Here is a 23,283-nt window from a genome sequence, read left to right on the forward strand (position 1 = left end):
AGGGGCCGATGAAACTGCCCGCCGATACAATCTGACGAAGAAGGAAATAAATATGACCAAGGCAAATGAGCTTTTCGACCTGAGTGGCAGGACAGCCGTGATAACGGGTGGTTCACGCGGGCTGGGTCTGCAGATCGCCGAAGTGCTGGGTGACAACGGCGCGCGATTGGTGATCTCGTCCCGCAAGGAAACGGATTTGCAGGATGCCAAGGCGCATCTCGAAGCGCGCGGGATCAGTGTGGACTACATCGTGGCGGATAATCGTAAGGACGATGACCTTGTGGCATTGTCAGATCAGTCCATAGCAAAGCTTGGTCGGGTCGATATCCTTGTCAACAATGCCGGGGCCACTTGGGGAAGCCCCGCAGTCGATCATGCGATGGAAGCCTGGGACAAGCTGATGGACCTTAACGTCCGCTCTGTTTTTCGCCTCAGCCAGCTAATCGCAAGGGACTCGATGATCCCAAATGGCAACGGCCGGATACTGAACCTGGCGTCGATTGCTGGGCTAAAGGGCAACAAGGGAATTGTGGCTTACAACACCTCGAAGGCGGCTGTTGTGAACCTGACCCGCGCATTGGCCCACGAATGGGGTGAGCATGGAATAACGGTGAATGCGCTGGCCCCGGGCATGTTCGAAAGCAAGATGACCGCGGGCACTCTGGATGCGCTGGGGCGCGAAAACGTCGCGGCGCAGAACCCGCTGGGGCGGATTGGCGGTAGCGAAGACCTTAAGGGGGCGGCGCTGCTTTATTGCTCGGACGCAGGCAGCATGATCACCGGGACCACTTTGGCCATTGATGGCGGGCTGACCGCGATCTGAAAGCGCCCGACCTATCCGTAGACCACTTTCAAAAGGAAAGATTGATGCAGAAGCACGTCGCCTTTCACTTCGATTTTGGCAGCCCGAACTCTTACCTAGCGCATCTCTTGATACCCGGTCTCGCGCAGGCCTATGGCGCGACGTTCACCTATGTGCCGGTGCTACTGGGCGGCATCTTCCGCGCCACTGGCAACCGGGCACCGGGTGAAACCAACGCCGGGATCGAGAACAAGCTGCGGTACGAACGGCGCGACCTGTTGCGCTTTACCGAACGCAACGGAATCGTCGATGAGTTCTCATTCAACCCCTATTTCCCGATCAACACCCTGCAACTGATGCGCGGCTGCATTGCGGCGCATCGGTTGGGTGTTTTTGAGCTGTACATGGAACGCGTCTTTCGCGGCATGTGGCAGTTCGAACAGAATCTTGGCGACCCTGAGGTGCTGTCGCGCTGGCTGACAGATGGCGGGCTAGAAGCCGAACCCCTGTTCGCACTGATACAAGACCCCGAAGTCAAAACCCAACTGATCTCGAACACGGAAATGGCTGTTTCCGCTGGTGATTTTGGTGCACCGACCTTTCACTATGACGGGGAAATCTATTTCGGAAAGGATCGTATCCGCGATCTGGAACAGCATCTGGCCGGTCTGGATAACTGACACATGCATTTGGGTCAGCCGACCTACCCTAAAGAAGGACACTCCTTATGGAACAAAGAGCAGAAACTGTTGTCGTGGTTGGAGCCGGTGATTTCATCGGCGCGGCCATCTGCAAGGCCTTCGCCGCCGAAGGCTTTACTGTGATCGCCGGTCGGCGCAACGGGGATAAACTGCAACCGTTGGTAGATGAGGTCACAGCCGCCGGAGGCCGCATGATCGGCAAAAGTCTGGATGCCCGGGACGAAGATCAGGTCATCGACTTCATCAAGTCCGCCGAAGAGGTTGGCCCGATCGAAGTTTGCATCTTCAACGTCGGCGCGAATGTGAATTTCCCATTCACAGAAACCACGGAACGGGTTTTCCGCAAAGTTTGGGAAATGGCCTGCTACGCCGGTTTTCTAACCGGGCGCGAAGCCGCCAAAGCGATGCTGCCACGCGGAACCGGCAATATCTTTTTCACTGGTGCCACCGCCGGGTTGCGCGGCAATCCAGGCTTTGCCGCCTTTGCCAGCGCCAAGTTTGGCATCCGCGCCGTCGCTGAATGCGCTGCCCGTGAATTGATGCCCAAAGGCATCCATGTGGCGCATCTGGTCATTGATTCCGGCGTTGATACCCAATGGGTGCGCGAAATGATCACCGCCCGCGGAGGCAACCCGGAAGACCGGGTTCTGATGGATCCCGCGTCCGTGGCAAAGACCTATATCCAGCTTTGGAAACAGCCCAAAGACGCGTGGATGTTTGAGACGCAGATTCGACCAAGCGTGGAAACGTGGTAAAGCGGAAGTAGTCGTTTCGGTCGACTCTTGCATCGGCTGACTGTCGGGAATGACAAAAGCTACCCGCCCTCAGCCGCGCAATGCGGTCACAGGGGCATTCCCATGCCCCGTTGACCACTGCCCTAGCGGGGCTGCGCCCCGTCCCATTCGATCATGAGCGGGCGCAACGTTCCTGGAAGGTCCGACTTTGTCCCGTGCTGATCCAGAAAAACCAACACCGCCGAAGCGCTTGCAATCTGGCCATTCCCCCAGATCGCATACTCCATCGTGCAGCTAGAGCGGCCGACCTGCGCAGTGCGCCCGGTCACGATCACATCGTCATCCAGATGAACTGGCTTGAGGTAGTCGATCTGAAACCGTCGGATCACCATCAGATTGGCCCCCGGCGTCGCATATTCCGGCCAACCGTAGGCGCGCAGATAGGCCATGCGGAACGCCTCGATCCAACGCAGGTATTTCACGTTCGAGACATGGTTCTGCGCATCCAAATCCCCGAACGTCGCCCGAAAACCTACCCCGAAATTCCAAGGTTCCGGCACCCCGTAGCCGCGCAGGTCGATGGCTTTTATCGGCTCATAATGCTTTGAGATTCTGAATTTTTGCTCGTTCATACTTTGACGTCTTTTGCCTGCTATCCGGCCAATATCATTCTGCTGGCTTTCTCTGCGATCATAATCGTCGGGGCATTGGTATTGCCCGAGGTCAGCTCGGGCATGATCGAACAATCGACAACCCGCAATCCTGCAATCCCGTGAAGCTTCAACTTGGCATCCACAACTGCATCCGGCCCCGGTCCCATTTTACAGGTCCCTGACGGATGGAAGATCGTCACAGCGTGACCGCGCGCCCAGTCCAGCATCGCGTCGTAATCGTCGCTTTCTATCGCGCTGCCCGGCAAAAACTCAGACGCGATATGGCTCGCCAAGGGTGACTGCGCCGCAATCGTGCGGGCGATGCGAATTCCATCGACCAACGTGCGGCAATCGGTTTCCGTAGACAGATAGTTGGGGTGAATTTTGGGATAAGTGGCAGGGTCAGGACCATTCAACAGAATCTGCCCACGACTTTCGGGACGCAACTGGCAGACGGTTGAAGTGAAGCCGAAAAAGTCATGCAGGTTCCCTTCCGCATCATAAGAAAAGGGCTGCACGTGAAACTGAATGTCTGGCGTTTCCAGATCAGGGTGCGTTTTCAGAAACGCAGTAGCATCCGCCGCTGGCATCGACAAAGGCCCGTTCCGGCCCACGAAATAGTATTGGGCGGCGATGGCCGCCTGACGCATCAGCGACTTACCTTCGCGGTTATATGTGGGCACCGACATCCGATGCACCATCTTGGCCTGTAGATGATCCTGCATCGCCTGCCCCACACCCGGAAGCTCGTGACGGGGCTGCACGCCGTTTTCAGACAAGTGATCGGGATTTCCAATCCCCGACAGCATAAGTATCTGAGGCGACCCGATCGACCCGGCCGACAAGATCACCTCGCGCCCGGCCCTAAGCGACACCAATCTACCCGAGCGATCCTTGTAGGTGATACCTGTACAGCGCTTGCCATCCAGGCCCACGCTCTGCACATGGGCATGCGTGATCACACGCAAATTGGGGCGCGACCTGATCGGTTTCAGAAACGCATTCGCCGTCGAATGACGTTTGCCATAGGCGATGGTTGTCTGAAAAAAGCCGACCCCTTCCTGCCGCTCTGCATTGTGGTCAGGGTTATACGGGTAACCCGCTGCAATTGCAGATTCGACCCATTTCTCACTCAGCGGATGGCGCGAACGAGGGGTGCTGACCGTCATTTCGCCGTCGCTACCCCGCAGGTCAGAGTCGTATAGATCCTCAGCACCCTCCTCGCGCCCTTCGGTGGCTTTGAACAGCGGCAGGACATCCTCCCAGCCCCAGCCTTCGTTGCCCAATTGCCGCCAACGGTCATAATCGGACGGCTGCCCGCGCACGTATAGCAACCCGTTTATCGACGATGACCCTCCAAGCGTCTTGCCGCGCGGCCAGAAAAGCCGCCGCCCGTTTAAGCCGGGATCAGGTTCGGTTGAATAGCACCAGTTATACTTCTCATTTCGAAGCATTTTCACAAAGCCCGCAGGCGCATGAATGAAGGGGCTGTTATCTTTGCCCCGGGCCTCCAGCAATATGACCTTGTTTTTTGGGTCGGCAGTCAGCCGGTTGGCCAACACACAGCCCGCTGAACCTGCCCCAACAATGATGTAATCCGCGTCCACCTGCCCGGCACCTCCCAATACCTATAAATGAAATCCGGCTCCAAGGCCTGCTTTGCTTTCAAACTGCGGGTCGCGTTCAGACCGCTTTCATGGGGTTAGGACGACCCGACCGATGACCTTCCCGTCTTTCAGGTCCATCAGCGCGTCGTTGGCGTCCTGTAATGGGCGACGCGTCACAGGTGCCAAGCTCAACTTGCCTGATTTGGCCAACTCAAGCAGTTCGGACAGTTCGTTCAGATTGCCCACATATGAACCGATCACCGCCATGGCGCGTATTGGGAAATAGACGGTGGGGATTTTCAACTGACCGCCAAACAATCCCACCACAACGATCCGAACGCCCTTGCGCGCGGCGGCCAACCCCAGATTGATCGTGGCCTCGGCGCCCACCAAGTCCAAGACCAACAGGGCCCCTCCCCCGGTGGCGGCTTTGATCTGCTCGTCCGCATCGGGCGCATTGCCATCAATGGCCGCAAGCGCCCCGGCCTCAAGCACGGCGGTGCGCTTTGCCTCGTCAAGATCGACGAAAACGGCCCCCTTGCCACCAAGAGCACGGATCACCCGAAGCGCCATATGCCCAAGTCCACCCGCACCCAGGATCACCACCGGCGTGTCGCGGATATCGTCCCCGAATTTCTTAAGCGCGCTATAGGTGGTCACCCCGGAACAGGCCAAAGGAGCGGCCTCTGCCGGGTCCAGGTCGCCAAGCGTCAGACAATACTTGGCGCGCGGCACCACCACGTATTGCGCATAGCCGCCGGGGGTGAATATCCCAAGGGCCCGCGGTGCATTGGGGCACAAATTCTCTTGATCCTTTGCGCACGTATCGCAGGTGCCACACCCCAGCCAGGGATAGACCAGATAGCTTTCGCCCAGCGCCAAACCCTGCGCTTCGGGACCCAACGCGACCAGTTCACCGACAATCTCATGACCCATCGTCAGGGGAAGCTTTACGCCCCGATCGGACAAGTTCATCTCTTGGTTGTCGCCCAGATCATAGCCACCTTCCCAGAAGTGCAGATCAGAGTGACACACGCCCGAGGCACGCACCTTCAACAACACCTCGTCCCCTTCCAGCTCGGGCAGGTCCTGCACGATTTTCTGCAGCGGCGCCTGGTGTTCGGTCACGCAATAACACTCATTTTTCATGGTCTGGCCTCTTGTTTTTCGTATCGCAATTGCTTGGAAATGTTGCCATTCAGTCGCATCTGCATGATGATCATCATCCCATCAAGCCTATCGTGATGTCAACAAAACTTGCTCCCTTTACCATCGACCCATTGCGACCTGCATGATGCATGTCATGCCCTTCGACAGGCAGATCGCCGCTGTGTGAAAAAGGGTCGACTAACTGCCCAGCGCAAAAAGTCAGCGTCACAATCGCAAAACCGGGAAATATCACTTTTGCGGAACATTGTTCCGTACAGCGGTCTTGGCACAGATCAGAAACCGCTCTAACATCCTTGAGGGAGGAGTCGTGGTTCTGCCCAATGGGATGCCACGCGCATGGGAGGATATCGCTTTGATTTTGACAGGCGCGGTTGATGCGTGGCTGAAAGACTATGCGCACGGCAGTAACGGAACCTCGGCTATGACGCCTGAACAGGCCGTGCACTACCTGATCGCAAATGAACCGATTTACGAGCTGTCCCAAGCCCGGATTCGCGGGGTCGAGACCCGCGTATTCAAGAACATCCCCGGTCACATCCGCGCCCTGATGCAACTCAGCCGGGCCGAACAAGGCGACGGTGCGGCGGATTATCTGGTGTTTGGCGAAGAACGCTGGACTTATGATGAGTTCTGCTCGGAAACAAACAGAATAGCGCACGCACTTACAACCGAACTTGGGGTGCGCAAGGGGCAGCCAGTCGCCATCGCAATGCGCAATTGCCCCGAGTTTCTGTTTCTGTTCACAGCGATCGCGTCAATCGGTGCGGTGACTGTCTTTTTGAATGGCTGGTGGACCACGGAAGAGCTGGACTATGCCCTGCAAGACAGCAGCGCAAAGATCGTTTTCGGCGATCGGATAAGGGTCGAACGTCTGCTACCATTACAAGCCGAAAGGGATATTCAGGTGATCGGGGTGCGCGATGGCGGTGACCTGACACCGATCAACTATGCCTCGCTGCTGGACGCCAGTTCAGATGATAGCTGGCCGCAGGTCGACATCGACACCGATGACGACATGGGGATCATGTATTCCTCGGGGACAACCGGCCACCCCAAGGGGGTTGTTCTGACCCATCGCGGCGCGATGAGCGCGGTGTTTTCCTGGTCGATGGTCATGACTGCGGCCCCGCTGGTTACCCCCCCTGCCGCAGATGACCCTGCACCGCTGCGCCCGGCCACATTAGTGGTGACGCCGCTATTCCACGTCACTGCAACTCATCCTGTCTTTCTGTTTTCGATCCCGTCCGGCGCCAAGCTTGTGGTGATGGAGAAATGGGACACTGACCGCGCCGTTCAGTTAATACAAGAAGAACAGATCACCCGGTTTCTGGGTGTTCCGACCCAAACCCACGACCTGATGGAGGCCGCTGTGCGAATGGGTCAGCCCCTTGAAACGCTGGACTTCATTAACTCGGGTGGCGCAAAGCGGCCTCCGCCGCAGGTGGGGGAGCTGGCTCAGGTTTTTCCGGCTGCTCAAATCGCAACCGGATGGGGCATGACCGAGACTAACGCACTCGGCATGGGCACAGCTGGGGAAGACTATGTCGCCCGCCCCGGATCGGCGGGTCGGTTGTATCCGCCGGTGCAGGAACTGCGCCTCCTAGACGATGAAGGGCGGGACGTGCGGACGGGCGAGGTCGGAGAGATCACTATCAAAAGCCCCACGATCATGCGCTGTTATCTGAACAAGCCCGAGGCCACCGCCGAGGTTCTGAACGAAGGCTGGCTGCGCTCTGGCGATCTGGGGTTTATCGACGCAGACGGCTTTGTCACTATCGTGGATCGCAAAAAAAATATCATCATCCGCGGGGGCGAAAACATCGCCTTCCTGGATGTCGAAGGCGCGCTGCACAAACATCCTGCGGTGGCCGAAGCCTGCGCATTTTCCATACCGCACAAAAGATTGGGCGAAGTCGTCGGGGCCGGTGTTCAGTTGCGCGCAGGTCATCACGCAACCGCGCAGGAAATTCAGGATTATCTGGCGAAACACATCGCCACATTCAAAATTCCGGAACACTTGTGGTTGCACTCAGACCCCCTGCCGCGGGGTGCCACAGACAAGCTCGACCGGCGCGCGTTGCGCGCTCAGTGTATAAAATCATTAAATGGAACAGATGCATGAACATCCAAGACACCCTCGTTGCGTATCACGCCTCGGCTGGTAAGGCTGCCTGGAACGTACCGGATATCGACACCGCAACCCCCAGACGCCCGGTAAAGACCGTCGGCATCATAGGTGCAGGCACAATGGGCGGGGGCATCTCCATGAATTTTGCCACCGCAGGCTATGATGTAAAGATCGTCGACACCCAACAAGAGGCGCTGGACCGCGGCCTTTCCGTGGTGCGCAGCAACTATCAGCGCAGCGCCGACCGGGGCCGGTTCCCTCAGTCCGAGGTCGACATTCGCATGGCGCGATACGACGGCTGCCTCTCGCTGGAGGATCTGGCAGACTGCGATTTGGTGATCGAAGCCGTGTTCGAGGACATTGGGCTGAAGCGCAAAATCTTCACCGATCTGGACCGGATCATGAAGCCGGGCGCGATTTTGGCCACCAACACCTCGGCGCTGGACATTGACGAGATTGCCTCAGTGACCAGCCGCCCCCAAGACGTTATCGGATTGCACTTTTTCTCGCCTGCCAATGTGATGAAGCTGCTGGAAATCGTCCGGGCGGAACACACAGCACAGGATGTTCTGGCCACCTGTCTGGATGTCGCGCTTGAGATCAACAAGATTGCTGTTGTCGTCGGGGTCTGCCCGGGGTTTGTCGGCAACCGGATGCTGTTCAAACGACAGGATCAGGCGATGAAGCTGGTCTATCGCGGCGTGATGCCATGGGATGTCGATGCGGCACTGAACGCTTTTGGCTTCAAGATGGGACCGTTTCAAATGGCGGACCTGGCCGGGCTGGACATCGGCTGGTCAAAGGGGGCCACAACCGACAATCCGATCCGTGACGCTCTGTGCGAACTGGACCGCCGGGGCCAAAAAACCAAGGCCGGGTACTATGACTACGATGAAAACCGCACGCCTGATCCGTCGGAAGAAACCGCGAAAATCATCACTGACATTACCGGGGCAGAGCCTTTCCAAATGTCGCAGGACGACATAATCGACGTCTGCATCTGCCCGATGATCAATGAGGCGTTGAAGATCCTTGAGGAAAACAAGGCACAGCGCCCGTCGGATGTCGATGTGGTCTGGATCAACGGCTATGGCTGGCCTGCGGACAAGGGCGGCCCGATGTATTACGGCGACATGATCGGCGCGGCCAAAGTGCTGGAGGTCATGGAAAAACTGGGGGCTGAAGACCCTGACTTTGCGCCTGCCGAGATGCTGCGAAAGCTGGCTGCCGAAGGTGGGAAATTTACTGAAATTGACACCGGTGGTCTGAAAACCGCACGCGTCTGAAGGAGACATCATGTCATACGAATTCATCACCACCGAACAACGGGGCAATGTCCTGCTGGTCACCATGAACCGCCCCGAGGATTACAATGCCGTCCATGCCCCGATGCATCACGAAATGGCCGATTGCTGGGACAAGTTTGCCGCCGCCGAGGATCAATGGGTCGCCGTTCTGACCGGCGCAGGGGATAAGGCGTTCACGGCAGGCAACGACCTGAAATTCACCGCCAAACATGGCCCGCAACCGATCCCCGAGACCGGGTTTGCCGGGCTGGCCATGCGCTATGATCTGGAAAAGCCGGTCATCGCAGCCGTTAACGGCTTTGCCATGGGCGGCGGGTTTGAAACCGCACTGAGCTGCGACATCATTCTGGCTTCGGACCGCGCAAAATTCGCCTTGCCCGAAGTGAAAGTCGGCTTTTTCGCCGCCGCGTCCGGCGTGCAGCGTCTGAGCCGCTATATCGGCCGCCTCGCGGCGCAAGAGATGATGATTACCGGCCGCACCGTTGACGCGGACGAAGCCTTGAAACTGGGTTGCGTGAACGAAGTTGTCCCGCATGACGATCTGATGACCCGCGCGATGGCACTGGCGGATGACATCTGCAGCGTGTCACCGTCGTCTGTAAAGGCCACCAAACGTGTGTTGAACCGAATGGCCCAGATCGAGGGCTTTGGCGAAAGCATGGAGCATTCGCGCGAGGTACTGAAAGATCTGGCCCAGACCGAGGATTTCAAAGAAGGCGTGCAAGCCTTTGCCGAGAAACGCAAGCCCAATTGGGTCAACCGCTAAACGAGCCGCGCTCGTCAAAACAGGAGACCTGACATGGTCCAAACCGTTGCAGATATGAATAATCTGGAAATGTCCGAAGGGGCCAAGCCGCTTCTGGAAAAGGTGATCAAGCACATCGCTGAAAACGTCGATCCTATTACCGAAGAATATCACCGGCTAGGCCATGGCCGGGCCGACCGCTGGTCCTATGCCCCCGGTCAGCTTGAACTGTTGGAAACCGCCAAGCAAAAGGCGCGCGATGCGGGGCTGTGGAATTTTTTCCTTCCCAATGCCGAAACCGGCGAGGGTCTGTCGAACCTCGACTATGCCTATATCGCCGCTGAACTGGGCAAAAACCCCTTGGCCTCGGAAACGCTGAACTGCTCGGCCCCCGATACCGGCAACATGGAAGTGCTGGAGCGGATCGGAACCGAAGAACAAAAGGAAAAATGGCTGAAACCTCTGCTGGCCGGTGAAATCCGGTCGGCTTTTGCTATGACGGAACCGGACAGGGCCTCATCTGACGCGCGCAATATCAGCACCCGCGCCGTGCTGGAAAACGGCGAATGGGTCATCAATGGCGAGAAATATTACATCTCGGGCGCGGGCGATCCGCGCTGCAAGATCATGATCGTGATGGTGAAAACCTCGCCCGACGCAGAGACATTCCGTCAGCAAAGCCAGATCCTAGTGCCGATGGACACGCCGGGTGTCGAGATCGTAGGCCCTATGCATGTTTTCGGTCAGGATGACGCTCCGCATGGGCATATGCAGATCCGGTTCACCAATGTGCGCGTCCCCGAAAGCAACATCTTGTGGGGCGAAGGGCGCGGGTTCGAAATCTCGCAATTGCGGCTTGGGCCGGGGCGAATTCACCATTGCATGCGCTCAATCGGTCAAGCGGAAAGGGCACTAGACCTGATGATCGCGCGCGGTATCAGCCGCGAGGCGTTTGGCAGAAAACTTCTGGATCTGGGCAAGAACATGGAAACCCTGTCCCGCATGCGGATCGAGATCGAGGCGATGCGCCTGATGGTCCTCAAGGCCGCCAAGGCGATGGACACGATGGGCAACAAAGAGGCGCGCATCTGGGTGTCGATGATCAAGGCGATGGTGCCGGAAAAAGTCTGTCAAATCATTGATCAGGCCATGCAAATCCACGGCGCGACCGGTATTTCGCAATGGTCGCCCCTGTCCGAGATGTATACCGGCCAGCGCACCCTGCGTTTTGCTGATGGCCCGGATGAAGTCCACCACGCCGTCGTCGCGCGGGCAGAGGTCAAGGATTATTTGGCTTCTAACGAACGTCAGGCAGGTACATCAGCCGGAACAAAAGGCGGAAGGCAGTTCGACGGGCCGTAAGGAAAAACGATGAACAACATGTTTGATCTGACCGGGCGTAATGCCCTGCTGACCGGCGCGTCCCGCGGGATGGGGCTGGAAATGGCAAAAGGGTTGGCACAGCAAGGGGCCAATGTGGTGATCTCGGCGCGAAAGATCGAAGCGCTTGAGGCCGCCACCGCCGAAATCAACGACGCCGTGGGTCGCAAGGCCGCAACGCCAATGACCTGCAACATCGGCAACAGGCAAGAGGTTGAGGCACTGGCCAAAGCAGCCCGTGAATCGGTGGGGCCGATCTCGGTCCTGATCGGAAACGCTGGCGTGAACCCGTTCTACGGCTCAATGCGCGACATCACGGATGAAGCCTTTGAAAAGACCATGCAGGCCAACGTCCAGTCGAACCTATGGCTGGCAAATGCGGTCTTCCCGGATATGGAGGGGCTGGGCGGCGGTTCGATGCTGTTCACCTCGTCCGTCGGCGCGTTCAAGCCATCTGACACGCTGGGCACATACAACATCTCGAAACTGGCGCTGATCGCGCTGGTGCGAAACCTGGCGATGGAAATGGGTCCGGCGGGGGTGCGGGTCAATGCGCTATGCCCCGGTGTGGTTAAGACCGAGTTCGCCCGCGCCCTGTGGGACAATCCAAAAATAGCGGGATCCTACCTGCGCCAGGTGCCCCTGCGCCGACTGGGAGAGCCAGAGGATTTCACCGGTATCGCAGCGTTCATGGCCTCTGACGCCAGCCGCTATATCACGGGTCAGGCGCTGACCGTGGATGGCGGCGCCGTGATGTGGACCTAAGGGGAAAGCCATGGAAATCGAAGGACAAATCGTTGTCGTAACCGGTGCCGCCAGTGGCATCGGTAAAGCTTTGGCTGCGGCCTTTGCTGCGGCGGGTGCCAAATCGGTTGTTTGCGCCGACCTGAACCTGCCCGGCGCGGAAGAGACCGCGAACCAGATCGGCGGCGTCGCCATCAAAGCAGATGTCTCGAAAGAGGATGACATTGCCGCGCTGATCGACAGAACCGAAACCGAGGTTGGGCCGATCGGAATTTTTTGCTCTAACGCCGGTATCCTCAGTATCGGTGGGCCTGAAACCGACAACGACATCTGGCAAGGTATGTGGGAGGTCAACGTGATGTCCCATATCTGGGCGGCGCGCCATGTGGTGCCACGGATGATAGAACGCGGGGGTGGTTATCTGCTGAACACCGCTTCGGCTGCTGGGCTGCTCAATCAGGTTGGCTCGATGGCTTATGGGGTTACCAAACACGCCGCGGTCGGAGCTGCCGAATGGCTGGCCTTCACCTATCGCGATCAGGGCATCGGGGTGTCGCTGCTCTGCCCGCAGGCGGTTCGGTCCGAAATGACGCGCGGACACGAGGACGGAGTGGCCTCGCAAGACGGTATGTTAGAAGCCGAACCCGTGGCCGAAGCCTGCCTGCAGGCCATCCGAGACGAAACTTTCCTGATCCTGCCGCACCCCGAGGTGCTGGGTTATATGCGCAACAAGACCGATAACTACGACAGGTGGTTGGGGGGCATGCGCAAACTCAACCGGTTTTACGGCGCGGCCATGACCGGAACGCCAGAATAAAGCACCCCGTTTAGCCTCCGCAATCGACATAGAGGACGCTGGTCACAGGTCATAAACCCTGCGGGCCGTGCTGCTGAACAGCGCGGCCTTTTCTTTCTCGCTGTAATCGGCGGCGATCTTCTTGAGGCCGTTCCACAACACCGGATAGCTGATCGAGATACGGTCGACCGGAAAGTTGCTTTCGAACATGCAGCGCCGGGCCCCGAAACAGGCGATCATGTGGTGATACCAGGGGGCCATGACATCGACGAATTCATCCGAACCCGGTGGCTGGCTGCGATCATGCCAGCCCCACCCATTATCGGGCATGGCCATGCCGCCCAGCTTGGCAACCACATTGAGACATTCCGCAAGGGCTGCGATGTCATCTTTCCATTGGGCAAAGATGCTGTCGCGTTGTCCAGAAAACCGCCCCACGCCCAGAGGCGTAGACAGGTGATCCAGAACCAGCGTGGTACCCGGCACTGCTCGGGCCAGATCCGTAAAAGCGGGTAGTTGGTGATGATACTGCCACGTGTCATAAGTCAGCCCCCGCGCACCCAGGCGCGCCACGCCCCTGCGAAAATCCGGGTCCGAATATAGGTCTTTCGGCCCCCGACCCGGCAGGAACAATTGTTCAGGCTCGGCATCTCGGGCTCCGGCGTGGCGGATTCCCTTGAACAACCCCTGCCCCGCAGCGACATGAGCATCCAGAACGGCGTCCAAATCCGGGTTCCGCAGATCGGCAAAACCGACAATCCCAGTCAGACGCGCCGGGCCGGTATGGGTGCGGGCCAATGCCGCGACCTGCCGGGTTTCGCCTACCGGGGCAAGCGGGTCTGACGATGCTGGATCATAGTAAGAGCGGCATTCCATATAGACCGTTTCAACCACGTTATGCCCGCTTGAAGTATCGGCCTGCAGCTCGGCCATCTCATAGACATACCCATGCCGCACCCACAGATGATGATGCGGATCGACGATCTCGCGCTCGGGTTCGATGATATTTTCGGTGGTTTGCGCCAGCCAGTCGTCACGCGCGGCCATGCGGGGAATCCAAGCTTTATCGACTTTCATCACGCCTCCTTAGTTGCGTAATATTCCCGTTCTTCATTTCAGAACGGTAAAGGTCCTTTTGGCGTTAAGTCGCAGGGGCTGGCCGCTAGGCAAAACCTATGTGCGCAAAATCACCCCCGCACCAGATCCTCCTCGCGCAATTTGGTGTAGTCGACAAAGAAGTCGAAACTGCCGGGGTTCGACATGGAATCCCGATTGACCACATGGGCAGGATCACCACCCAAAAGCAGCTTTTTCACCGGAACTTCCAACTTCTTGCCCGACAAGGTACGCGGCACCTCGGTGATTTGAATGATTTCGTTGGGGACAAAGCGCGCGGAAATGGCGCTGCGGATTGCACCATTGATCTTGTCCTTCATAGAGTCGTCCAACGTCAGACCTTTGGCCAGCACCACGAAAAGCGGCATGAAACTGTCGCGGCCCAGAAACTCAAGATCAACCACCAGTGAATCCATCACTTCCGCCAACCCCTCAACGGCCTGATAAATCTCGGACGAGCCCAGCCGCAGCCCCTTGCGGTTAATGGTGGCGTCCGAACGGCCATAGATTACCGAGGCGCCCTCGGGCGTGATTTCGATCCAGTCGCCATGCCGCCAGATGCCGGGATAAGTGTCGAAATAACTGTCATGCAGGCGCGATCCATCCTCATCCCCCCAGAAATACAGGGGCATTGAAGGTAGCGGTTCAGTGCATACCAGTTCACCAACAGTGTCGAACACCTCATTTCCGGCCTCGTCGAAGGCGCGCACGGCATTGCCCAGCATTCGGCACTGCATTTCACCTGCGCGCACGGGCAGCATCGGGTTGCCGCCGACAAAAGCGCTGGCGATATCGGTCCCGCCCGAGATCGGGGCCAGCCACAGATCGGACTTCACGTTGCCGTAAATCCAGTCATAGCCATCCGCACTCAGCGGTGATCCGGTCGATCCCAGACCCTTGAGCGCGGACAGGTCCAGATCGGCAGGACGTATGCCTGCCTTGAGGCAAGCCTCATAAAACGCGGCCCCCGCCCCCAGAAACGTCAGCCGGTTCCGGGCGGCAAAACGCCAAAAGGCCATCATGTCCGGATGATTGGGCGCAGCATCGAACAACGCGGCTGTCGCCCCTTGGCCCAGCGCCGATAGCTGTGTGTTCCACATGATCCAGCCAGATGACGTCATCCACGCATAGCTGTCGGTTTGCGTCAGGTTCTGGTGCAGGCTGCGTTTTGCGCTTTCAAGCAACACGCCGCCATGTCCATGCACGATGGGTTTAGGATTCCCCGTCGTGCCCGAGGAATAGACGATCCACAGCGGATGATCGAAGGGGACGGGCGTGCTTTGGTACGTCGCATCGCCCCGTGTCAGCGGGCCGAAAGCGTGCGCATCATCGGGAACCTCGCCTGCGACGGGCACCCAAAGTGTGTGCTGCACCGAAGGCAACCCAGAGCGGATTTCTTGCAGCAGGGACCGACGGTCAATTTCTTTCCCCGCATGGGTATAGCCGTCCTGCACGATCAACACCTTGGGTTCGATCTGTCGGAACCTGTCCAGAATGGCAACACGCCCCATGTCGGGCGCGCAAAGCGACCAGATCGCGCCCAGACTGGCCGCTGCAAGGCAGGCAATAAGCGCCGTTTCGGTGTTGGGAAGGACGGCGACCACGCGATCACCCTGCCCCACCCCCATCTGTCGCAGGTTCGCGGCCAGATTCGCCACGCGATCACGCAGCTCGGCCCATGTCAGTGACGCCACCCCAAAGGTCTCAGATTCAATGATCAGCGCAGTCGCGTCAGGCTGGACCTCTGCCCACCGCAATACCTGATCGCTGTAATTCAGCATCGTGCCGGGGCACCAGACCGCGCCGGGCATCTTCCGTTCGGCCAGGAAAATCGTGGGTTCCACACTGGCGCGTAGATCGAAGAATTCCCAAACGGCAGACCAGAATCCTTCAAGATCCGTGACACTCCAATCCCAGAGCGCGGGGTAATCGGCAAATTCCAAACCCCGTTCGGCCCCAAGCCAGCGAATGAACCCGGCCATGGGGGTAGCCTGCGCCTGTTCCAGCGTTGGTTGCCAAAGGATCGGACGGCCAGTGTTTTGCCCAGTCATGCGATCAAAGCTCCGTGGATCAGGGCGCGCAATTGCGCTCGCGATGGATAGGATGAACTGGGCGAAAGTTGGGTGAAGAACACAACGCTCATCTGATGCACCGGGTCGACCCAGAACGCGGTCGAGGCCATGCCACCCCAGGCAAAATCCCCGACACTGCCGGGCACACCCACCCGACCGGGGTTCAGCGTCACCGATCCGCCGATGCCGAAACCGGTGCCGACCATTGGCTGTTCGGCAAAACTGGGGATGCCCATCTCGGCAATATCGCCCTTCAGATGGTTCGACATCATGAAGGCCAGCGTCTTGGGCGACAGAATACGATGATCGCCTGCGTCGCCGCCACGCCGCAGCATCTCGGTAAATTTCATATAGTCGTCGATGGTGCCAACCAGCCCGCCGCCGCCCGAGCGTTGCTTGGTGGTGTGATAGGGCGAGGTCTTGCGATCATCGGCCAAACGCAAAGTATCCCCTCCGTCTTTAGCCGCATTCAGCGCCATCGGATCATCGAGCGGCGTATAGAGATTGGCAAACCGGTCACCCGCATCCACAGGCACATTGAATGCGGTTTCCGGCATGCCAAGTGGCTGGAAAATCTCTTCATCAAAGAACTGGTCCAGTGTCTTGCCCGAAACAACTTCGACCACCCGACCTGCAATGTCGATGCCGACCGAATACATCCAGCGGGTGCCGGGCTGAAACGCCAGTGGTAGTGCCGCGACCTTATCAGCCACCTCGGCCAAAGTGCCGCGTTTGGGGGTGAAATCCAGCCTTTGATCCGCCATCGCCTCGGCCACCAGACCGGGGTTGAAGGAATAGCTGAGACCACTGGTGTGCGTCAGCAGTTGCTGCAAGGTCGGCGTAGCAGCCGGTTCCGTCTGATCCAAGCGAGTGGCACCCGGGATCAGCGCCTGCATCCGGGCAAAACCCGGAATGAACTCGGACACTGGCGCGCCCAAATGGATCAAGCCCCGTTCCACCAGTGTCATCAGCGCCACAGACGTCACCGGTTTGGTCATGGAATAGATGCGCGCAATGGTATCGCGGGTGAAGGGCAGGTCCTCTTCGATGTTGCGCAGACCGCTATCGGCATAGAACACCTCGGTCCCGTTACGCTTGACCAGGACCGAGGCCCCGGGGTATTTGCGCGCCTCAACATAGCTTTGCATCCAGGGCCGGATACGCTCCAGCCGCGCCAAGTCGAACCCTTCGCTCATGCCAGCATCCTTTGCATAGCGTCGCGGGTTTCTTCGTTGAACCAAGACCGGTCCGTGTCACCCGCCAACCGTTTCATTTCAGCCTCGATCACTTCAATTGCCGGGGCGCGAAGCTGCCGCTTGACCCGGCCATAAGTCAGGGCGGGCAAGCTGGCCAGCTTTTGCGCTTTGCTTTGCGCGGCATCCAACAGGGTTTCAACCTCGACCAACTCATCCACCACACCTTGCGCCGCAGCATCTTCTGCGCGGATCGGCTGGCCGGTCAGAAGGAACCGCCGCAGCGTGTTGGGTTCAAGCGTTGCGCGCGCGATCTCAAGCGGGCCAATGGGCAGGTCAACGCCCACGCGGATTTCGGCCAGACCGAAACTGGCCTTCGGACCAGCCACACGCCAATCTGCTGCAAGTACAAAGAAAAACCCACCGGCGATGGCCGCCCCGTTCACGGCCGCAACAAGCGGTTTCGGAAAACAGAACTGGGTGAGGAATGCATGATTCAACGCATCCACCAGACCGTTTTGCGCCTCGCGATCCAAATCCATGGCGTCCTTTAGGTCCAGACCGGCGGAAAAAACCTTGCAGGCGCTTTCCAGAACCACCCCGCGCACATCGTCGCGCGCTGAAAAATTGTTTAGCGCGTCGACAAAGCCGTACAGAAAATCAGGGTCCAGAGCGTTCACCGGCCCCCGCGCCAACGTCAACGCCATCACGCCGTCACCCAAATCGCGACTTTGCAAAAATTCGGTCATCTTCCCCCCTTCAACGGGATCATCATCCCGATCATCCAACCGGCATAGGACCTCCGCCCCGTAACCAACGCACAAAAAGAGGGCTACAAACGCCCCCTTTTGCTGCCTTGCGACGTGGCGCGCTCAGACCTCCAGCCATTCCTTGCGGATATCGTCGCGCTGTTTCAACTCTTGCGGCGTCCCTTCGAACACCACGTGGCCATGACCCATAACATAGACCCGGTTGGCAATGTCCAAAGCGATGTCCAGCTTCTGTTCCACCAACAGGGTCGAGATGCCGCGCCCGGCGATTTCCTGCAACAGTTCGGCCACGCGTTTGACCATCTGCGGCGACAGCCCCTCGGTCGGTTCGTCGATCATCACCAGATCGGGATCGCCCATCAGGGTCCGGCACATGGTTAGCATCTGCTGCTCTCCGCCGGACAAAACGCTGGCCTCAACGTCGGCGCGGTTATCGAGGTTTTCGAACATGTCGAACATATTCTGCATCGACCAGCGGCCTTCGCCGTCTTTCTGGCCAGGTTTCAGCCCAAGGATCAGGTTTTGCCGCGTGGTAAGACCGGGAAAGATATCCCGGTTTTCAGGCACATAACCGATGCCCAGATTGGCGATCTCGTAGGCTTTTTTACCGGCGATCTCCTGCCCTTTGAACCGGACAGAACCATGTGGTTCGACATCGCCCATCACCGCCTTGCAGGTCGTGGACCGCCCGACCCCGTTGCGCCCCAGCAGGGCCACGATCTCACCCTCGGCGATGTTCAGATTCACACCCTGAAGGATGTGGCTTTTGCCATAGTAGGCGTGCATATCCCTGACTTCGAGCATCAGTGATCCTCCATCGCGGTGCCCAGATAGGCTTCTTGAACTCGGGGATTGCCGCGCACCTCTTCGGGGGTGCCGGTGGCGATGATCTCACCGTAAACCAGAACCGAGATACGGTCGGCCAGACCAAAGACCACACCCATGTCATGTTCCACCATCATCAGCGTCTTGTTTTCGGTCACCTGACGGATCAGTTCGACGATATAGTCGGTTTCCGAATGGCTCATGCCTGCGGTGGGTTCGTCCAGCATGATGACATCCGCCCCGCCCGCGATGGTGATCCCAATCTCAAGCGCGCGCTGCTCGGCATAAGACAGAACCCCTGCTGGCAAATCCCGGCGGGTGGTCAGGTTGATCTGTGCAAGGATTTCATCGGTCGCGTCGGTCAGATCCTGTTTGCGCGACACAAGCGTCCAGAAAGAATACTTGTACCCGCGCGTCCAAAGCAATGCGCAGCGGATATTCTCGAACACCGACATATTGGGAAAGATGTTGGTGATCTGGAACGACCGGCTGAGCCCAAGGCGGTTGATCTGGAACGGAGCCTTGCCCCGCAGATCCTGCCCATGCAATTGCACAGTGCCCGCAGTCTGGGCAAAGCGCCCGGTGATCAGGTTGTACAAGGTGGATTTTCCAGCCCCGTTCGGCCCGATCACCGCATGGCGTTCGCCTTTGCGCACGCTTAGGTCAACGCCCCGGATGATCTCGGTCTGACCAAAGCTTTTCCTCAGATTGGTGATTTCAAGAGCAGACGTCATGCGCCACCTCCATCCAGACTGGTTGCCACGTGATAGCTATTGGCCATCTCAGGCGCGAACCGTTTAGCCAGCCAACCGCCGCCGATCAGCAGAGCGGCTGAAAGCGTCCAGGGCAGGATCGTGTGGCTGTCAAAGCTGATCCAGAACAAGGTCATCTGATGATCCCCCGGCGGGGCATGGCGCAGGTGGAACACCATCTCGATCAGGCAGGCCGCTCCGATAATTGCAAACGCTCCGGGGACCAGCACCTTGGCATAGGGCACGACGAGCGACCTCAGCCGTTTCATTTTGACCGCCGGCGTATGCATCATCAACAGCCCGGCCAAACCGCCGGGGAAATACATCACGGTGACCAGAAACAGCAGGCCGACATACAGGGCCCAAAGCTCGGTTTCCAGCCCCAGCACCGTGCGCAGCAGCGTAAACACGATGGCCCCGATGATCGGACCGAAAAAGAAACCAACACCGCCCAGAAACGTCACAAGAAGGATCTCACCCGAGGTGGCAAGGTTCAGGTTCTCTTCCGTCAGGATTTCGTAGTTGATCGCAAACAGCGCCCCTGCAACCCCGGCAAAGAACCCCGAGGCGACAAAGCTGTGAAACCGCACCCAACGCTGGGAATAGCCCAGAAACTCGGCCCGTTCGGGGTTGTCACGCACCGCATTGGCAATCCGGCCAATGGGCGTGCGCGAGAATAGAAACATCAGCAGCGCCGACAACATAAGCCAAAAGGCCGTCAGATAGTAAACCTCGATCTGGCGCAGGAACTCGATGCCAAAGAAAGGCAGGCCATAGGTCCGGTCACCGCTGATCCCTTCTTCGCCGCCAAAAAACACGACGATGATGATGGAGCAAGCGGCAATCAACTCACCCACGCCAAGCGAGATCATGGCAAAAACCGTGCCCGAACTGCGGGTTGAGAAACTGCCTACGACAATAGCCAGCCCCATCCCGACAAGCCCGCCAAAGATCGGCAAAACCGGCAGCGGCAGCGCGGCGAAAAAGTCGGACATGTTCATGAAGTGCATACAGGCAAACCCGCCTACACCCATATAAACCGCATGGCCGAAACTCAGCATACCGCCCTGCCCCAGCAACATGTTGTAAGCCAGCGCAAAGATGATGGTGATAGCCATCTGGTTCATGACGGTAATGGCAGAATTGGCTGTGAACACCATCGGCAACAGCACCAGCGCGGTAGCCGACAGAAGCCACGGCATGACGACGCCCAGCGAAAGGCCCGGTGCCTGTCTGCTGGCAGAGATTTGAGATGTCTGTGTCATGCCTGCCGCTTTCCGAATAGACCATAGGGCCGGAACACAAGGATCAGGACCATCAGGATATAAGGCAGAATGTCCGCGATCTGCGGCGAGGTCAGCGTCCAGAGATCGCGCCATGCGCTGTCCCAGATCGGGTCGGGCGTGGTAAATCCGATGCCGTTCAGGATGTCTTCCATACGCACGTTATATGCCTTGGAGAACGTGGTCAGCCAGCCGATGATCAGCGACGCGACAAGCGCACCACCAAGGCTGCCCAATCCGCCGATAACGATGGTGACAAACACGATCGAGCCCAGCACGAAAGCCATGCCCGGAAAGGTTGATAGGACCGGCCCCGCGATCACACCGGCGACACCGGCCAAAGCCGTGCCGACGCCGAACACACCCATGAAGACAAGCGGCACGTTGTGTCCCAGCGCCTCAACAGTCTTGGGGTAACTCAGGGCCGCCTGAATGATCAGTCCTACCCGCGTTCTGGTCAATATGTAGAGCAGCACGAGGAAGATCGTGACCGAGGTGAAGATCATGAAAATCTTGTAGGCCGGGATAGCATTGCCCGCGATCGAAAAGGCGGTGAATTGCAAAATCTCGGGAATTTCATAGGGCATCGCGCTTTTGCCCCAGATGAACTGCACCAGCTCTTCTATCAGCAAAGCCAGACCGAAGGTGAAGATTAGCTCGGGCACATGACCGTATTGGTGGACTCGGCGCAAACCATAACGCTCGACCAGCGCGCCCAGAACACCGACAACGACCGGCGCGATCAGTAGCCCCATCCAGAACCCCAGAAAGACACTGATTTGAAAAGCAAAATACGCCCCCAGCATATAGAAACTGGCATGGGCAAAGTTCAGAACACCCATCATGGAAAAGATGAGTGTAAGACCCGCGGACAGCATGAACAGAAGCAACCCTGTCACCAGCCCGTCGATCAGGTTGACGGCAATCAATTCCATGCCTGTCCCCTTTCACGAAGAATTTGACAACATCAGACAAGACCAGCCTGCCGCATCGCACGCGGCAGGCTGCAAGCGCTCATAGGCGTTAGGGGCGCTTCATCTTGCAGGTGGTTGCCGCATCGGCAGCCGCCATTGTGACCGTGTCCTCAGCCTTCAACCCGAAGCCCGAGTTGTCATAGTCGAACTGCACGTCGTCAGTATGGGCCTGAATGTGCACGTCCTGAATGATCTGATGGTCAATCTCGCGCATTTTCAGCTTGGTGCCCCAGATGCTGTCATGCTCCATACCTTCCAGAGCATAGGCAACCTGAGCCATATCTGTCGCGGTGCCCGCCTCGTTGATGGCTTTGGCCAGCATCTCAACCACGTTGGCAATCCGCGGCTGTGCCGGGTCGGTGTCGGGATAGGCTTCCTTGAAGCCCGTCACAAACGCGGCAGCACGGTCCGAGACCGGTGGGTTGATCTGGCCTTCGCCAACCACCCGCAGCGATCCGACGCCGGATTCCCCGAACGCAGCGGTAATGCCGTCAGCCGCGCCGTAATAGGTATAGATCGGGCCCTCAAAACCGTTCTCAAGCACCGACTTTCCGAGGTTCAGCATGTCTGCGCCCCAGTTGCCGGTGATCACAAGATCTGCCTCTGACGCCATGATCTTACGGGCATAGGGGGTGAAATCCTTGACCTTGCCGATCGGATGCAACTCGTTCCCGACGATCTCGACATCGGGGCGCTTTTCGCCAAGGAATTTCACCGCAGCGGCGGCCACAGCCTTACCAAAAGAGTAATCCTGCCCGATGATATACACTTTTTCGACGCCATCATCTGCCGCGATCACATCGGTCAGTGCATCCATCTTGATGTCTGCATTCGCATCAAAGCGGAAATGCCAAAAATTGCATTTGTCGTTGGTCAGGGCCGGATCAACGGCCGCGTAATTCAGAAAGATTACCTGATTGTCGGGATTGCGACGGTTGTGCTTGTCGATAGCGTCGGTCAGAGCGTTGGCCACGCCCGAACTGTTGCCCTGCGCAATGAAACGGATGCCCTGGTCGATCGCCACCTGCAACTGAATGAGCGATTCCTTGGGGCTGATCTTGTTGTCGAATGCGACGATTTCAAAGTTCTGACCGTCCAGAACACCGCCTTCTTTGTTGACCAGTTCATCGGCGGCAAACTTAAACGTCGCAAGACCCTGATTGCCCGTTGCCGCAAAAGGGCCAGACAGTGGGTCGATAAAGGCAATCTTGATATTCTCGGCATATACGGCAGTTGCACTAATCGCCACTGCCAGCGCTGCACTCAGGCCGCGCATTGTTGTATTTTTCATATCATTGTTCCTCCCTGTTATTGTCCGACACACGCCTCCTCCGCAGTGCCGGAAAACACAGGCTCACAGTGACACACCCCCGAAAAGAGTCAACAGTTCCTTTTATTTTTATAGCCTACAATCAATTAGTTAAGAGACCCAAAGGCGCCACCCAAATCTTGAGCAGCGTTCTGATCACCGGTGCAAAATTTTTGTTCAATAGCTAAAAAAACGAACAAACCGGCTAAAGAAATTTCCAAG

General features: G+C 58.0%; 21 protein-coding genes. 9 read left to right on the plus strand and 12 right to left on the minus strand.

Annotation, left to right across the window (positions count from 1 at the left end):
• The first annotated feature begins 52 nt into the window (after positions 1–52).
• From GOV87_RS11875 to GOV87_RS11885, 3 genes are read left to right on the plus strand one after another with little or no spacing between them, the layout of a single operon-like run.
• On the plus strand, positions 53–823 hold the full coding sequence (locus GOV87_RS11875; protein WP_171126078.1) for an SDR family oxidoreductase: 771 nt from the start codon (positions 53–55) through the stop codon (positions 821–823).
• Between the two features lie 44 nt (positions 824–867).
• Positions 868–1,482 (plus strand): 2-hydroxychromene-2-carboxylate isomerase, encoded by a 615-nt coding sequence (locus tag GOV87_RS11880; RefSeq protein ID WP_171211914.1) that lies wholly within the window; start codon positions 868–870, stop codon positions 1,480–1,482.
• Between the two features lie 47 nt (positions 1,483–1,529).
• The gene (locus GOV87_RS11885; RefSeq protein WP_171211915.1) at positions 1,530–2,258 is read left to right on the plus strand and encodes an SDR family NAD(P)-dependent oxidoreductase; all 729 of its coding nucleotides are present in this window, start codon (positions 1,530–1,532) and stop codon (positions 2,256–2,258) included.
• 122 nt (positions 2,259–2,380) lie between these two features.
• Here GOV87_RS11885 and GOV87_RS11890 read toward each other — a convergent pair whose 3' ends face one another.
• The 3 genes from GOV87_RS11890 to GOV87_RS11900 all read right to left on the minus strand — a co-directional run bounded on the left by GOV87_RS11890 (position 2,381) and on the right by GOV87_RS11900 (position 5,625).
• Complete coding sequence (locus GOV87_RS11890) at positions 2,381–2,869, minus strand: acyl-CoA thioesterase (protein ID WP_171134882.1); 489 nt, start codon at positions 2,867–2,869, stop codon at positions 2,381–2,383.
• A gap of 20 nt (positions 2,870–2,889) precedes the next feature.
• The gene (locus GOV87_RS11895) at positions 2,890–4,497 is read right to left on the minus strand and encodes a GMC family oxidoreductase N-terminal domain-containing protein (RefSeq protein ID WP_171211916.1); all 1,608 of its coding nucleotides are present in this window, start codon (positions 4,495–4,497) and stop codon (positions 2,890–2,892) included.
• Positions 4,498–4,584: 87 nt separating this feature from the next.
• Positions 4,585–5,625: an alcohol dehydrogenase gene (locus GOV87_RS11900; RefSeq protein WP_217360841.1), complete on the minus strand. Its 1,041-nt coding sequence runs from the start codon at positions 5,623–5,625 to the stop codon at positions 4,585–4,587.
• Between the two features lie 304 nt (positions 5,626–5,929).
• On the opposite strand from GOV87_RS11900, the gene GOV87_RS11905 reads away from it, so the two are divergent.
• From GOV87_RS11905 to GOV87_RS11930, 6 genes are read left to right on the plus strand one after another with little or no spacing between them, the layout of a single operon-like run.
• Positions 5,930–7,789, plus strand: a complete 1,860-nt coding sequence (locus GOV87_RS11905; protein WP_254447365.1) for a class I adenylate-forming enzyme family protein — start codon at positions 5,930–5,932, stop codon at positions 7,787–7,789.
• On the plus strand, positions 7,786–9,081 hold the full coding sequence (locus GOV87_RS11910; protein WP_171211918.1) for a 3-hydroxyacyl-CoA dehydrogenase: 1,296 nt from the start codon (positions 7,786–7,788) through the stop codon (positions 9,079–9,081). Before GOV87_RS11905 ends, GOV87_RS11910 begins: the two co-directional genes overlap by 4 nt.
• Positions 9,082–9,091: 10 nt before the next feature.
• On the plus strand, positions 9,092–9,868 hold the full coding sequence (locus tag GOV87_RS11915) for an enoyl-CoA hydratase-related protein (RefSeq protein ID WP_171211919.1): 777 nt from the start codon (positions 9,092–9,094) through the stop codon (positions 9,866–9,868).
• A 54-nt stretch (positions 9,869–9,922) separates the two neighbouring features.
• Complete coding sequence (locus GOV87_RS11920; protein WP_171123901.1) at positions 9,923–11,209, plus strand: acyl-CoA dehydrogenase family protein; 1,287 nt, start codon at positions 9,923–9,925, stop codon at positions 11,207–11,209.
• A 9-nt stretch (positions 11,210–11,218) separates the two neighbouring features.
• Entirely contained in the window at positions 11,219–11,992 is a 774-nt protein-coding gene (locus tag GOV87_RS11925) for an SDR family NAD(P)-dependent oxidoreductase (protein ID WP_171211920.1), read from the plus strand.
• A gap of 10 nt (positions 11,993–12,002) precedes the next feature.
• Positions 12,003–12,788 carry an SDR family oxidoreductase gene (locus tag GOV87_RS11930; protein ID WP_171211921.1) on the plus strand — a complete coding sequence of 262 codons (786 nt, stop codon included), beginning with the start codon at positions 12,003–12,005 and terminating at the stop codon, positions 12,786–12,788.
• Between the two features lie 42 nt (positions 12,789–12,830).
• Here the strand turns inward: GOV87_RS11930 and GOV87_RS11935 are convergent, their stop codons facing one another.
• From GOV87_RS11935 to GOV87_RS11975, 9 genes are all read right to left on the minus strand, one after another.
• Positions 12,831–13,844 carry an amidohydrolase gene (locus tag GOV87_RS11935; RefSeq protein WP_217360842.1) on the minus strand — a complete coding sequence of 338 codons (1,014 nt, stop codon included), beginning with the start codon at positions 13,842–13,844 and terminating at the stop codon, positions 12,831–12,833.
• A 110-nt stretch (positions 13,845–13,954) separates the two neighbouring features.
• Complete coding sequence (locus GOV87_RS11940; protein ID WP_171211922.1) at positions 13,955–15,934, minus strand: acetoacetate--CoA ligase; 1,980 nt, start codon at positions 15,932–15,934, stop codon at positions 13,955–13,957.
• Positions 15,931–17,151, minus strand: coding sequence for a serine hydrolase (locus tag GOV87_RS11945; RefSeq protein WP_171211923.1), 1,221 nt, complete (start codon positions 17,149–17,151; stop codon positions 15,931–15,933). The genes GOV87_RS11940 and GOV87_RS11945 overlap by 4 nt, the downstream gene beginning before the upstream one ends.
• On the minus strand, positions 17,148–17,897 hold the full coding sequence (locus GOV87_RS11950) for an enoyl-CoA hydratase/isomerase family protein (RefSeq protein ID WP_171211924.1): 750 nt from the start codon (positions 17,895–17,897) through the stop codon (positions 17,148–17,150). The genes GOV87_RS11945 and GOV87_RS11950 overlap by 4 nt, the downstream gene beginning before the upstream one ends.
• 123 nt (positions 17,898–18,020) lie before the next feature.
• Positions 18,021–18,725 carry an ABC transporter ATP-binding protein gene (locus GOV87_RS11955; protein ID WP_217354435.1) on the minus strand — a complete coding sequence of 235 codons (705 nt, stop codon included), beginning with the start codon at positions 18,723–18,725 and terminating at the stop codon, positions 18,021–18,023.
• Complete coding sequence (locus GOV87_RS11960; RefSeq protein ID WP_171211925.1) at positions 18,722–19,477, minus strand: ABC transporter ATP-binding protein; 756 nt, start codon at positions 19,475–19,477, stop codon at positions 18,722–18,724. The genes GOV87_RS11955 and GOV87_RS11960 overlap by 4 nt, the downstream gene beginning before the upstream one ends.
• Entirely contained in the window at positions 19,474–20,760 is a 1,287-nt protein-coding gene (locus GOV87_RS11965) for a branched-chain amino acid ABC transporter permease (RefSeq protein WP_171211926.1), read from the minus strand. The genes GOV87_RS11960 and GOV87_RS11965 overlap by 4 nt, the downstream gene beginning before the upstream one ends.
• Complete coding sequence (locus tag GOV87_RS11970) at positions 20,757–21,713, minus strand: branched-chain amino acid ABC transporter permease (RefSeq protein ID WP_171211927.1); 957 nt, start codon at positions 21,711–21,713, stop codon at positions 20,757–20,759. The genes GOV87_RS11965 and GOV87_RS11970 overlap by 4 nt, the downstream gene beginning before the upstream one ends.
• A gap of 88 nt (positions 21,714–21,801) precedes the next feature.
• Positions 21,802–23,043, minus strand: coding sequence for a branched-chain amino acid ABC transporter substrate-binding protein (locus GOV87_RS11975; RefSeq protein ID WP_254428784.1), 1,242 nt, complete (start codon positions 23,041–23,043; stop codon positions 21,802–21,804).
• Between the last annotated feature and the right edge of the window lie 240 nt (positions 23,044–23,283).

It is taken from the genome of Ruegeria sp. HKCCA5426 (genome assembly GCF_013034585.1).
GTDB lineage: Bacteria > Pseudomonadota > Alphaproteobacteria > Rhodobacterales > Rhodobacteraceae > Ruegeria.

Excerpts from the sequence above, each read along its gene's own strand:
- GOV87_RS11875 (WP_171126078.1), top strand. The coding sequence starts at position 53 with ATGACCAAGGCAAATGAGCTTTTCGACCTGAGTGGCAGGACAGCCGTG.
- GOV87_RS11880 (WP_171211914.1), top strand. The coding sequence starts at position 868 with ATGCAGAAGCACGTCGCCTTTCACTTCGATTTTGGCAGCCCGAACTCT.
- GOV87_RS11885 (WP_171211915.1), top strand. The coding sequence starts at position 1,530 with ATGGAACAAAGAGCAGAAACTGTTGTCGTGGTTGGAGCCGGTGATTTC.
- GOV87_RS11890 (WP_171134882.1), bottom strand. The coding sequence starts at position 2,869 with ATGAACGAGCAAAAATTCAGAATCTCAAAGCATTATGAGCCGATAAAA.
- GOV87_RS11910 (WP_171211918.1), top strand. The coding sequence starts at position 7,786 with ATGAACATCCAAGACACCCTCGTTGCGTATCACGCCTCGGCTGGTAAG.
- GOV87_RS11915 (WP_171211919.1), top strand. The coding sequence starts at position 9,092 with ATGTCATACGAATTCATCACCACCGAACAACGGGGCAATGTCCTGCTG.
- GOV87_RS11920 (WP_171123901.1), top strand. The coding sequence starts at position 9,923 with ATGAATAATCTGGAAATGTCCGAAGGGGCCAAGCCGCTTCTGGAAAAG.
- GOV87_RS11925 (WP_171211920.1), top strand. The coding sequence starts at position 11,219 with ATGAACAACATGTTTGATCTGACCGGGCGTAATGCCCTGCTGACCGGC.
- GOV87_RS11930 (WP_171211921.1), top strand. The coding sequence starts at position 12,003 with ATGGAAATCGAAGGACAAATCGTTGTCGTAACCGGTGCCGCCAGTGGC.
- GOV87_RS11935 (WP_217360842.1), bottom strand. The coding sequence starts at position 13,844 with ATGAAAGTCGATAAAGCTTGGATTCCCCGCATGGCCGCGCGTGACGAC.
- GOV87_RS11940 (WP_171211922.1), bottom strand. The coding sequence starts at position 15,934 with ATGACTGGGCAAAACACTGGCCGTCCGATCCTTTGGCAACCAACGCTG.
- GOV87_RS11945 (WP_171211923.1), bottom strand. The coding sequence starts at position 17,151 with ATGAGCGAAGGGTTCGACTTGGCGCGGCTGGAGCGTATCCGGCCCTGG.
- GOV87_RS11950 (WP_171211924.1), bottom strand. The coding sequence starts at position 17,897 with ATGACCGAATTTTTGCAAAGTCGCGATTTGGGTGACGGCGTGATGGCG.
- GOV87_RS11960 (WP_171211925.1), bottom strand. The coding sequence starts at position 19,477 with ATGACGTCTGCTCTTGAAATCACCAATCTGAGGAAAAGCTTTGGTCAG.
- GOV87_RS11965 (WP_171211926.1), bottom strand. The coding sequence starts at position 20,760 with ATGACACAGACATCTCAAATCTCTGCCAGCAGACAGGCACCGGGCCTT.
- GOV87_RS11970 (WP_171211927.1), bottom strand. The coding sequence starts at position 21,713 with ATGGAATTGATTGCCGTCAACCTGATCGACGGGCTGGTGACAGGGTTG.
- GOV87_RS11975 (WP_254428784.1), bottom strand. The coding sequence starts at position 23,043 with ATGAAAAATACAACAATGCGCGGCCTGAGTGCAGCGCTGGCAGTGGCG.